Here is a 12521-nt window from a genome sequence, read left to right as displayed (position 1 = left end):
ATCGTGTGGAACTGTTGGAACAGGTACGGACAGCAGCGGAGTGGATCCGCAAAGAGGATTCCAGACCTTTCGACCTGGGCATCATCCTGGGCACGGGACTGGGCGCCCTGGCCGATGAGATCAGCGCCGCCCGAATCATCCCTTACGGCGAGATTCCGCACTTTCCCGAGTCGACGGTGAAATTCCACGCCGGACGGCTCGTGCTGGGCGAACTCGAGGGCAAAATGGTGATGGCCATGCAGGGCCGGTTTCATGGCTATGAAGGCTACCCGCTGCGCCAGGTCACCCTGCCGGTCCGCGTTATGCATGCGCTTGGCATCCGCCGCCTCATCTTGACCAACGCAGCCGGCGGCATCCAGCCGCAACTGGTCCCGGGCAGCATTGCCCTGATCAAGGATCATATCAATTTGATGGGTGCCAGTCCGCTCATCGGCCCGTACGATCCCGCCCTTGGCGTGCGATTCCCGGACATGAGCGAACCCTACAGCGCCGCCCTGCGCCGGCTCGCCCGGCAGGCCGCAGCGGAACTCAAGATCGAGCTGCACGAGACCACCTTTGGCGCGGTCATGGGCCCCGCCTTCGAAACCGAGGCGGAGATCCGCATGCTGCAGATCCTCGGCATCGACACCGTTGGCATGTCGGTGGTACCGGAGGTCCTGGTCGCCCGCCAGCTCGAAATGGAACTCCTGGCGGTCACCGCCGTGACCGATCAATCTCTGCCAGGAGCGATGAACAGTGTGAGTCACGAGCAGGTCAACCACGTCGCCGCAGAACTGGGACCGCGCATGCGCGCCCTGTTGCGCGCGATCATCCGTGCCCTGTAAAAGGAGCTTGTCCATGCCGCGCATCGGCATTATCGGCGGGTCGGGTCTTTATCAGATCGAGGGACTGGAGCAGGTCCGGGAGATCCGCGTCGATACGCCCTTTGGCGATCCCTCCGACGTCCTGACCCTCGGCCGCCTCGATGGCCGCGAGGTGCTTTTCCTGCCGCGCCACGGCCGCGGGCACCGCATCCTGCCGGCGGAGGTCAACAACCGCGCCAACATCTGGGCGATGAAATCGCTCGATGTCGCCTGGATCATCTCGGTTTCTGCGGTGGGCTCGCTCCGGCCCGAACTCAAACCGCTCGATCTGGTGCTCATCGACCAGTTCGTCGACCGCACCAATCAAGCCCGGCCCAATACCTTTTTCGGGAGCGGCATCGTCGCTCACATCGCCTTCGCCCACCCGCTGTGCACCACCGTCGGCGAAATCCTGACCCGGGCCGCCTCCGGGCTGGGAATGAGCGTGCAACAGGGCGGGACCTATGTCAATATCGAAGGCCCGGCCTTCTCGACCCTGGCCGAATCCCGGCTCTATCGCTCCTGGGGCATGGATGTGGTCGGCATGACCCAGATGAACGAAGCGCGCCTGGCCCGCGAAGCGGAGATCTGCTATGCCACGCTGGCCATGGTCACCGATTTCGACTGCTGGTGGGAAGCCGAAACCGGCCACACCGTATCAGTGGAGCTGGTCGTGGAGAACCTGCGCCAGAGCAGCGTCGCCGCCAGGGAGGTGATCCGCCACAGCATCGCCGCTTTTCCGGAAACAGCAGCGTGCAGCTGCCAGAAGGCCCTGGCCGGAGCGATCATTACCGAACGCAGCGCCTGGCCGGAGGAGACCATCTCCCGCCTTGAGCCGCTGCTGCAAAAATATCTTTAAAACAGAAAGCATCATTCGCTACAATCGCCGAAGTAACGGAACTGGAATCCATGTACAAGCCTTTACCTGAAAAACTCAATTTTCCCGGGATCGAAAAAGCAATTCTGGCCTGGTGGGACGAGAACCATATTTTCGAGCGCAGCGTCTCCGAACGCGATGAAAACAAACCCTTCGTCTTTTTCGAAGGCCCCCCGACCGCCAATGGACGGCCCGGCATCCACCATGTCATCTCCCGCACCGTCAAGGACGCCGTCTGCCGCCTGCGCACCATGCAGGGCTACCGCGTCGAACGCAAGGCCGGTTGGGATACCCACGGTCTGCCGGTCGAGATCGAGGTCGAAAAACAGCTTGGCTTCGAGCGCAAGGATCAGGTCATCGCCTACGGCATCGACAAATTCAATGCCAAATGCCGTGAGAGCGTCTGGTCCTATCTGCAGGAATGGGATGAGATCACCCGCCGCATCGGCTTCTGGGTCGATCTCAAGAATCCCTATATCACCTATACCAACGAGTATATCGAATCGGTCTGGTGGATCCTCAAGGAGTTCTGGAAAAAGAATCTGATCTACCAGGGCCACAAGATTCAGCCCTATTGCCCGCATTGCGAAACCCCGCTATCGAGCCACGAGGTATCGCAAGGGTACGAAGAAGTGCGCGACCCCTCGGTTTATGTCCGCGCCCGGGTCAAGGGGGAAAAGGATACCTATTTCCTCGTCTGGACGACCACGCCCTGGACCCTGCTTTCCAACGTCGCCCTCGCGCTGCACCCCGAGATCGAATACGTCAAGGTGGCGCACCTGGGGCAGTTCCTGATTCTGGCCAAGGCCCGCCTCGAGGTGCTGGAGGGCACATACGACATCGTTGAAACCCGCACCGGCGCGGAACTGGCCGGACTGGAATATGAGCCAATCTATGACTTTGTCCGGCCCGACAAGCGCAGCCATTATACCGTGCTCGGCGATTTCGTCACCACCACCGACGGTACCGGCATCGTCCATATTGCCCCCGCCTTTGGCGAGGATGATTATCAGCTCGGGCTGAAATACGATCTGCCCGTCTTGCAGCCGGTCGACAAAAGCGGCCGTTTCACTCCTGAGGTCACGCCCTGGGCGGGCCTCTTCGTCAAGGAGGCGGACAAGTCCATCATCCAGGAGCTCAAGAGCCGCGGCGTCCTCTACCGCTCCGAGCCGATCACCCACAGCTATCCGCACTGCTGGCGCTGCCATTCACCGCTGCTCTACTATGCGCGCAAATCCTGGTATATCAGGACAACCGCCTTCAAGGAGCAGCTGATCGCCAACAACAACAAGATCGCCTGGTATCCGCGCGAGGTGGGCGAGGGACGCTTCGGCGAGTGGCTGGAGAACAACATCGACTGGGCCCTCTCCCGCGACCGGTTCTGGGGCACGCCGTTGCCGATCTGGCGCTGCGGCCAGTGCAAGGCCCAGGAGTGCATCGGCAGCATCGCCGAGCTGCGCGAAAAAGCCGCCAGCGCGGTGCCGCAGAATCTCGATCTGCACAAGCCGATGATGGATCAGATCGCCATCAACTGCCCCTCCTGCGGCGGTACCATGGAACGCGTCCCGGAGGTGATCGACTGCTGGTTCGATTCCGGCAGTATGCCCTATGCCCAGTGGCATTATCCCTTCGAGAACAAGGACAAGTTCGAAAAAAGCTTTCCCGCCGATTTCATCTCCGAGGGCGTGGATCAAACCCGCGGCTGGTTCTACTCCCTGCTGGTCATCGGCGCCTTTCTCTTCGACCAGCCGGCCTACAAGAGCTGCGTCTCGCTGGAACTGATTCTCGACAAGGATGGGCAAAAGATGTCCAAGACGCGCGGCAATGCTGTGGCGCCTCTCGATTTTCTCGATGCCCAGGGCGCGGATGCCTTGCGCTGGTATCTCCTGACCGCCAGCCCGCCCTGGCTGCCGACCCGTTTTGACCCGGAAGGGGTGCGCGACGTTACCCGCAAGTTTCTCGGCACGCTCGCCAACACCTACTCCTTTTTCGTGCTCTACGCCAACATCGACGGCTATCGCTATGATGCGGCGCAGCGCATCCCGGCCGCTGAACGCTCCGAGCTCGACCGCTGGCTCTGCTCATCAATGACCTCCCTGACCCGGCGCGTCAACGAGAACCTGGCCCGCTACGACCTGACCAAGGCCGCGCGCGCCATCGCCGATTTTGTTGTCGATGATCTCTCCAACTGGTATGTGCGGCGCTCACGCCGCCGCTTCTGGAAAGCAGAAATGGGCGCCGACAAGCAGGCCGCTTTCCAGACGCTGCATGAGTCCCTGGTCACGGTCAGCCGGCTGATGGCACCGATGGCCCCCTTCTTCGCCGAAGAGATCTATCGTAATCTCCGCGACGGCACCGACGGTCTGCCGGAGAGCGTTCACCTCGCCACTTACCCGCAGGCGGGCGAAGAACCCGTTGCCTATCGGGATGAACAGCTGGAGGCGCGGATGGATCTGGTCCGCCGCATCGTCTTCCTCGGCCGCTCCCTGCGCAACGAAGCCGGCGCCAAAGTACGTCAGCCCCTCGCCGCGATCACCATCGTCGCCCGCGACGAGAAGCACCGCCAAATGATCACCGGCATGTCCGGCCTCATCCTCGACGAGCTCAATGTCAAGTCCCTGCATTTTGCCGCCGACCCGACCGAGCTGGTGCAGCGTCACGCCGAGCCCCTTTTCAAGAATCTGGGACCCAAGTTCGGCAAGCACGTCAACCGCGCCGCCGAGGCCATCCGGGCCTTCAGCGAAGCTGATATCGATGCCTTGGTGAAAAATGGCAGCAAACAGATGGTGATCGAGGGGCATGAGGCCCGCATCACCACGGCGGATATCACCATCCAGACCGAGAACCGGCCCGGTCTGGTCGCCGCCAGCGAAGGCGACCTCACCGTCGCTCTCGATACCACCCTCACCGAGGCCCTCCGCTTCGAGGGCCTGGCGCGCGAGCTCGTCAATCGCCTGCAAAACATGCGCAAGGAGGCTGGATTCCAGGTCACCGACCGCATACAGATCTGGCTGCAGGCCTCCGACCCGGTGCAGCAGGCGATCGCAAGCCAATCCGAGTACATCCGCAATGAGACCCTGTGCGAAACCCTGAATCTAGGCGCCGCAGGCGGCGATGTTCAGAAAGAGTTAACGATCGAAGAGCAGATTCTGCGAGCAGGAATTTCGAAAAAATAGGCACGTTTATTCATATCAGGGAGGATGAGATGACCAAGGAACAACTGGCGTACCTCAAGAAGATCATAATGGAAAAACGCGACCGGCTGCTTTCGGAGCTGGAGCATATGAAATCGAGCGGCCTGAATACCTCCATGAAAGAGACCTCAGGCGACCATTCCGCCTACTCTTTCCATATGGCCGACCAGGGAACCGATACCATGGACCGCGAGCAGCAGTACTTTTTCGCAGCGCGCGACGGGAATCTGCTCTACCACCTCAATCTGGCGCTCGAACGCATCGACAAGGGCGAGTATGGCGCCTGCGTGCAGTGCGGCAAGGATATCAGCATGGAGCGTCTCGAGGCGGTCCCCCATGCCCGCCTTTGCATCGAATGCAAGTCCAAAGAGGAGCTGCTGAAACGGTAACCATGAAATCCTATCGCATCCTGTGGATATCCGCCCTGATCTTCGTGCTCGACCAGGCGGTCAAGTGGGTCGTCAAAACGAACATGCGGCTATACGAGTCGATTCCGGTATTCGGCGATTGGTTTCGTCTGACCTATGTCGAGAACCCGGGGATGGCTTTCGGGGTCCGCATCAGCGATAACGTGTTCTTCACCGTTTTTGCCGTCATCGCCAGCCTGATTCTGCTGCTCTATCTCTTCAAGCTGCAGGAGCGTCAGGAGTGGGCCCGGATCTCCATGACCATCATCCTCGGCGGCGCGCTCGGCAATCTTACTGATCGCATCCTGCGCGGCCAGGTGGTCGATTTTCTCGATTTTGATTTCCTCGACATCCATATCCCGGCCTTCCGGCTGGCCTCCTTCCAGTTCTCCGGGTACAGTTTGGATCGCTGGCCGGTATTCAATATCGCCGACATCGCCATCAGCGTCGGCATGGTCTTGCTCCTCATCTACATCCTCTTTTTCGACGAGGAGGCGCCCCAACCCGAGGCCGACGCGAACGATACCTCGGAAATGATCCGTTAACCGTATCAAGGGTGGATGAAACCGCTATGGAAACCGGCTTGCGCCTGCTCATCATTGAGGAAGATGCTCAACAGGCGGAGGTGATCGCCCGGGAGTTCAAGAACAGCGGCCTCGCCGGCGAGTTGATACGCGTTAACACGGCCAAGGGCTTCTCCCAGGCCCTGACACGGAAACCCGATCTCATCATCGCCAATTATTTTCTTCCCGCCTTCGATGCCCTGCGCGCCCTCGCACATCTCCAGGAAAACCACAGTGACATCCCCCTGATTGTTGTCTCGGCAAGCATCGACAGTGAAATCGCTGTGGCTTGCATGAAAGCCGGGGCGGCCGATGTCATCCAGACCGACCATCTATTTCGTCTGGCCGAGTCCGCACGCGAAGCGATCCAGAAACGGGAACTGGAACGGCGCACGCGCCGCATCAACAAAGCCCTACATTTCACCAAATTCGCCGTAGACCATGCGGCCATCGCCATCTACTGGCTCAGCCCGGCAGGACGCTTTTCCCTGGCCAACGCCGCGGGCCTCAAGCTGCTCGGCTGCACCATGTCGGAGCTTGGCGACCTGACGATTGCTGCGGTCGAGCCCAACATGGTCCCCGAAAAATGGCAGGCTTTGCTCAAAAAACTCGACGGCCAGGAAGCCGTTACCTATGAATGCCGCCTCAGTACCAAGGCGGGCCGCATCATCCCCGCTGAGCTCACCCTCAACCAGATCCAGATGGAGGAGCAGAAATATATCCTCTGCTTCGCACGCGATATCAGTGACCACCAGCGCTCCGAAGCGGAATACTCCCGCCTGGTGATCGCCATCGAGCAGGCGGCTGAAAGCATCATGATCACCGACGTCGAGAACCGCATCCTCTATGTCAACCCCGCCTTCGAGCGGGTGACCGGCTATACCAAGGAGGAGGTCCTCGGCCAAAATCCCCGTCTCCTCAGCAGCGGCAAACATGACGCCGCATTTTACCACGAAATCTGGACCGCCCTGATGAGCGGTAAAAGCTGGCATGGCCATTTCATCAACCAGCGCAAGGATGGCTCACTCTTTGAAGAGGAGGCGACCATCTCCCCGATCAAGGAGCGCAGCGGCCAGATCATCAGCTACGTCGCGGTCAAACGCGATGTCACCCATGAGATCGATCTGCAGAAGCAGGTCTACCATGCGGAAAAAATGGACGCCATCGGCCGCCTCGCCGGCGGCGTGGCGCACGACTTCAACAATCTGCTCACCATCATCAACGGTTACTCCGAACTGATGATCAAATCCATCCTGCCAAGCGATCCCCTTTACAGCCACGTTCAGCAGATCATCAAGGCCTGTTCCCGCGCCTCAACCCATACCAAACAGCTACTTGCGTTCAGCCGGCGCACCCCGATGGAACAAAAGGTAATCGACCTCAATGCCACCCTCATCGATATGGTTAGCGTGCTGAAACGCCTGATCAATGAGAATATCGAACTGGTCACCCGCTTCAAGGAGGGCGCCGGCAATATCAAGGCCGATCCGGCGGAAGTGGAACAGATCATCGTCAATCTGGTGGTCAACGCCCGCGACGCCATGCCCAAGGGCGGCAAGCTGGTGATCGAAACCGACCGCGTCACCCTGGACGAACAGTATTGCCGCGACCATATCGACGCTTCGCCTGGACGCTTTATGCTGCTCTCGGTGGAGGACAACGGGGAGGGTATGAGCGAGGAGACCCGGGCGCGCATCTTCGAGCCCTTCTTCACTACCAAGGAACAGGGCACCGGACTGGGGCTGCCAACAGTCTTCGGCATCGTCCGCCAGAACAAGGGACATATCGAGTGCTACAGTGAGAAGGGCAAGGGAACACTGTTCCGGCTCTTTTTGCCGCAAGTGGAGGAGGCCGCTGCCGAGACCGATCTGCGGAATGCCTATGACACGCTGCCGAGGGGAAAGGAGACCATTCTGCTGGTGGAGGACGAGGAGGATGTGCGCATACTGACTGCGCGGATGCTGCAACTGCAAGGATACAAGGTGATCGAGGCGGCCTTGGCCGGCGAAGCCGTGATCGCCAGCGAGCGTCATGGCGGCGCCATTGACCTGCTCCTCACCGATGTGGTGATGCCGCAAATGGGAGGCGCACAGTTGGCGGAGCGGTTGCGCACAACCCATCCCAATCTCAAGGTGCTCTATATGTCAGGCTACGCCAGTGATGTCCTGATGGCCTACGAAAATGTCGACCGCGAGAATGTCGCCTTCATTGCCAAACCCTTCACGCTCGAAAGCATCACCCGCAAGGTGCGCGACGTCCTCGATCAAAAGTAGCGTGCCGCCTCCATGAGATGAGCGCTCATCGTGCTACAATAACCTTACCGATGGCGTCCGTCTCCGCCGAATCCCCGCCTTTGCCATTCCGCGCCTGGACCCGATAGAGATAGACCCCGTTGGCAACCGGATCCCCTTCCGCATCCGTGCCATCCCAGAGTTCCGGATAGATATTGAAGCCCACCACCGCCTGCATCGCCGGAAATTTGCGCACCAGCCGACCCGAGACTGTATAGAGCTGGATGGTGACCTCCGCTTCCTGGCTCGCCTCGAACGTGAATTGCGTCCGGCTCGACATCGGATTCGGATAATTGAGCAGATTGTTCAAAGTCAATCCCGTCTCCGCCACGACGATGAACTCGACCTCCGCGGAAGTCGAATTATTGGAGTTGTCCCAGGCCTTGACCGACAGGGTATGACGCCCAGGAGTCAGCTGAACCAGCGGATAGGTGAGCTCGCCGGCGGTGTAACTGCCGGTATTATACTGGAACCTCTCGGTGATGTTTTTACCCTCTTCCTCATCCAGATGCATAATGATCTGATGACCGATATCGCCGGCGATGTTGACGCCGCTGAGGGTATCCTGAATCAGCACATGGAGGATCGGATTGGGCGTAGTATAGTCCCCTGAGGCGAACGAGGGGTTGCCGAAATGGATTTTGATCGCCGGCCCCTCACGATCGACCAAACCCAGGGCCGAGCCGTCTACCGTGAGATTGTTCAGATAGCCCGTGCCCTCACCTTCCTTGCTCCAGAGATAAAGACTGATCCGGCCGTCGCTGCCACCGTAGGAGATGTCCTTGGGTACGATGAACTGCGCAGCGAACCGGCCAGCAGCGCTGCCCGCAGTCCCGCGAAAAATGGTGTTGCCCGGCAGGATATAATCAACCGTTGTGCCGCCTTCGGTGACATGCGTCCGCGGCTTGCGCGCATCGAAGACCCGCAGCAACAGAGTCCCGCTGAAATCATTCCACAAGACGCCGCCTCTATCCATGCTTCCCGCGATCGTAAAATGCGTCAGCGCTTGCAGGCTCTTGCCGGGCGCCAGGGAGTCCACCGTGGCCCGGTAGCGCGGCGCCTCCAAGCGCATCGCCGGGTCGCCGAGCAGGACGAATTTTTCGTTGTTGAGTTGGCTGGCCGATGAGGTGCGTTTGGCGAACATGAAGGCATCGCCGATGCGGGCAACCTTGCCGGTCGATTCGTAGGAGCCAAAAAGCTGATTGAAAAGATTGTAATTGAGCGACGCATTCTCGCTGGAATAGACCAGCCGGCTCGAAGAGATCATGCCCACCGCGCCGCGCCCCGCCGCATTGACCAGATACTCGGCAAAACTCTGCTTCTGCGGCTGGTCCCAATAGGCAAATTCGCAGGTCGAGGCGACCCAGAGGGCATAGCGCTGGGCGTTTTGAACCTTTTCAAAATCGGTCGAGAGATTGAAAATATTCTCATGGGTCAGCAGCTCGTCGGCGCCATGGCCGATGAAGTTGATCAGCAGGCTCCCCTGGTTGATGCGGTTGATAAAAGCCTCGCTGGCCTGGGGTTTGGTCACCCCAGAAATGCTGGCCGTGCGCACCGCCGGATATTCCATCAAATAGATCTTTTCGACATTAAGGGCGGGCGGGACATAATGCTCGGCCAGCCATTCCGACTGGCGGGTATGCTCAACCTCTTCCCCCTTGCCGCCAGAGACCAGCTCGTCATCGCCGACAATCGTCACCGTCTTGCGCCACTCCTCGGCCGCAGATTTGGTCTCGTAGTCAATGAGCTTGGTAATCACTCCCTGCGCCTCGTCGACGGTCCGGACCGGCAGCCGGCCGATGGCCATCTGCGCACCGTTGCCGGATCCCTTCAGGTAGGTGAACCAGTCATCGCAGGTGCGCGACGAGATTTCCGAGGTCTCGGGGCTCTCATAGGGTGGGATCAGGTTGGGGGTGTTGTATTTATAAAGGTTGCGGTAATCGTAGTGACCATCACCGAGCAGAAGCACATACCCCGGATGTCCCCAGGCATTATAGACATAGGCGAGAAAATCCCGGATGGCGACGGGATCGGTCAGACCCCAGCTAAACTCATCATAGATGTCCGAGATCTTGACCACCTCTGTCTCGAGGCGGTCGCCGGAATTCCAGTCTTCACGCAGGCTTTCAAGCTGCATCGCCTGCTGGTAAAAATGGTCATGGGTGATGATGATATAATCGATATCGCGCGCCTGGCGCAGGTTCGAGCTGGCGTCGTGCTGAATGTCACTGACCGCCAGATAGGCGGCGGGAGTCACGGCCAGATAGCGGCGTGGCATGGTGCTGTTCACGGTATCGGCAAACCGTACCGTCGCCCCCTCAATCTGCGTCGCCTCAATCACGCTGACATCGGAAAACGATGTGACATCGTAAACCGCGATCTCGGAACGGTTGAAATTGCCCACCGCCCAAGCGGCCGTCCCGTCGCGCAGCGGCGCATTGAAAAGCAGCTGATCGCCCACCGCTTGAAAACGGCGCGGATACTCGACCTCGATCCAGTCCACATAGGCCTGACTGATATCCGATGTAGCGACATAGTCGATGCCCAAGGTATTGTTGCCATCGAGGAGGACCCCCGCGGCGTTGAACTCGGAGAGACGCACGGAATAGGCACTTAACTGTCCGGTGAGGCTGACCTGCCCGAGGGTGTTGCCGTTTACATTCATCTTGAAGAGATGCGAGCCCGAGGTGGTCGCCGCCACCTGAAAGCGGAAGGCGGCCAAGGCCTGGGGCACCGCACCCGGCAGAGCGAACACCTGGGAATAAGTCGCCTTGTCGCGGGCCAGTTCGAATCCAAGCCAGTCCGACCCGGATTTGTAGATGTTGGATTTCTCATCCTCGATGAAGGCGAGATCTTTGAAGGAGCTTTCAAGCTCACCGATAACCGGCAGAGAGGTGCGTCTTTGCATCCGTTTTCCCCGGGCCAAGCCGAAGGTGAGCCAGTAGACATTGTCGTAGCCGTAATGATTGATATAATGGAGATATTTGCCATCCGAGCGGCTGAAGTATTTGCCCTCCAGGGAGCGGCCATAAAAGAGGATATAATCCCCGCTGTCGAATTTGCCGTCGGATTCGCCGCTGACCAGGATCGCATTCTCGATAAGAGAGTCGGGCCTCGGAGTGGCAATGTTCTCCGCCAGCTCCCGGCCGCCATTGTTGAAGAGCTGCAGGGTGGTCGGGTCGATGCTGGCCAGGGGGACGCCGGCCTGGCTTAACGCGGCAGCGGTGATTTTGTAAAGACCTTCTTTGTTCCCCTTGCCGTCACCGTGGATGATGATCTTGTACCAGTTGTCTCCCGGGAAATTCGTCCGCGCCGGCTTGGCCAAGCGGGGCGGAACGGCGCTGCGCCAGGAGCGCGCCTGCTGGTAGTTGACCAGCAACTCCTTGTAGAGCCCCTCTTCCGCACCGGCGGCTGCTGCAACCGCCATCGTGGTGCCGGCACCGGAAAAGGTGAGTTCAACAACCACACGGCGATAGAGACGCAGCTGGTCCAATCCCGGTGCCGCCTGAACGGGATGGAAGGTGACGCGGACAGTCCGCTGGCCGCGGAATTCCTGCGGCTCGGAGAGCACTGCGACCTCGGGACCGAAGGTTTGACTCGAGGCCGCGGACCCGACGGCGTCATAGACCGTGCGGGAGAGGGTTCCATCCGGCACCAGCCGCCCCATCGGCATCACCGCGCCGCGGCGCATCTCGTACTCCGCCGTGACGACCCGCAGGGAGACACCGCCCTGTGGAGGAATGCCCGCGACTACTGTCCGGGCGGGAAGCATCGGCGCGCCGGGCGCACCGGTCATCTCGGCGCCCGCAAACTGAAAGGTCAGACGGGCGCGGCCGTCGACACGAACCGAATCGATCCGCCAGTTTTGCGGGATGAACTCGAGCACAAGCCCCGAGCTGGAGCTCGAGAGCGTCCGCACGCCCATTGTTCCTGCCGCGGCAGCTGCGGCCCAAAATCCGAGATACAACAAGACTGAATATCGACGCATGAGGTTCCTATCTGGTAGTTCCATGGATTGCTGCGGAGGAGGGACAACCCGAGAGCTTCGCACCGCCATCCCGCGGGTCCCGGCCGGCGAAGAACAGGGGCAGGAGAAAAGCGAGGGAAGAATGGCTGAGAAGCTGCTGCGCGGGAATTTCATATTCCACCCACTCGCCCATCGCCGCGCCAAAGTTATTCTCCGCCTCGATCAGACACTTGGAGGGGCCGGCCAGCTCGATGCAGCAGGAGCAGCCCGCACACCTCGCCGGACGCTCAACCCGCACCGGGGTCACCTTCCCCAGAATTTGAACGAAGATTCCGGCTTCCCGCATCGGTTTCATCCCGTCAAAAGAATGTATAGGTGTA

At 59.8% G+C, this 12521-nt stretch carries 8 protein-coding genes; 6 read left to right on the top strand and 2 right to left on the bottom strand.

All coding sequences use genetic code 11. From position 1 onward, the window contains the following. Positions 1 to 5: 5 nt before the first annotated feature. The 6 genes from PLH32_02545 to PLH32_02520 are packed head-to-tail and all read left to right on the top strand — an operon-like array spanning position 6 to position 8156. Positions 6 to 824, top strand: coding sequence for a purine-nucleoside phosphorylase (locus PLH32_02545; GenBank protein ID HQJ63464.1), 819 nt, complete (start codon positions 6 to 8; stop codon positions 822 to 824). 13 nt (positions 825 to 837) lie between these two features. Further along, positions 838 to 1701 carry an S-methyl-5'-thioadenosine phosphorylase gene (gene mtnP / locus PLH32_02540; protein HQJ63463.1) on the top strand — a complete coding sequence of 288 codons (864 nt, stop codon included), beginning with the start codon at positions 838 to 840 and terminating at the stop codon, positions 1699 to 1701. A gap of 50 nt (positions 1702 to 1751) precedes the next feature. Further along, positions 1752 to 4895: an isoleucine--tRNA ligase gene (gene ileS / locus PLH32_02535; protein HQJ63462.1), complete on the top strand. Its 3144-nt coding sequence runs from the start codon at positions 1752 to 1754 to the stop codon at positions 4893 to 4895. 29 nt (positions 4896 to 4924) lie between these two features. After that, positions 4925 to 5302 (top strand): TraR/DksA C4-type zinc finger protein, encoded by a 378-nt coding sequence (locus PLH32_02530; GenBank protein ID HQJ63461.1) that lies wholly within the window; start codon positions 4925 to 4927, stop codon positions 5300 to 5302. A gap of 2 nt (positions 5303 to 5304) precedes the next feature. After that, complete coding sequence (gene lspA, locus PLH32_02525) at positions 5305 to 5865, top strand: signal peptidase II (protein ID HQJ63460.1); 561 nt, start codon at positions 5305 to 5307, stop codon at positions 5863 to 5865. 26 nt (positions 5866 to 5891) lie between these two features. Next, positions 5892 to 8156, top strand: a complete 2265-nt coding sequence (locus PLH32_02520) for a PAS domain S-box protein (protein ID HQJ63459.1) — start codon at positions 5892 to 5894, stop codon at positions 8154 to 8156. A 25-nt stretch (positions 8157 to 8181) separates the two neighbouring features. Here the strand turns inward: PLH32_02520 and porU are convergent, their stop codons facing one another. Next, positions 8182 to 12162 carry a type IX secretion system sortase PorU gene (porU, locus tag PLH32_02515; protein HQJ63458.1) on the bottom strand — a complete coding sequence of 1327 codons (3981 nt, stop codon included), beginning with the start codon at positions 12160 to 12162 and terminating at the stop codon, positions 8182 to 8184. Positions 12163 to 12169: 7 nt separating this feature from the next. Then, positions 12170 to 12487 carry a SoxR reducing system RseC family protein gene (locus tag PLH32_02510; protein HQJ63457.1) on the bottom strand — a complete coding sequence of 106 codons (318 nt, stop codon included), beginning with the start codon at positions 12485 to 12487 and terminating at the stop codon, positions 12170 to 12172. Positions 12488 to 12521: the final 34 nt, after the last annotated feature.

Source organism: bacterium, assembly GCA_035419245.1.
Classification (GTDB): domain Bacteria; phylum Zhuqueibacterota; class Zhuqueibacteria; order Residuimicrobiales; family Residuimicrobiaceae; genus JAKPUX01.
This window is presented reverse-complemented; position numbering and strand designations above follow the sequence as displayed.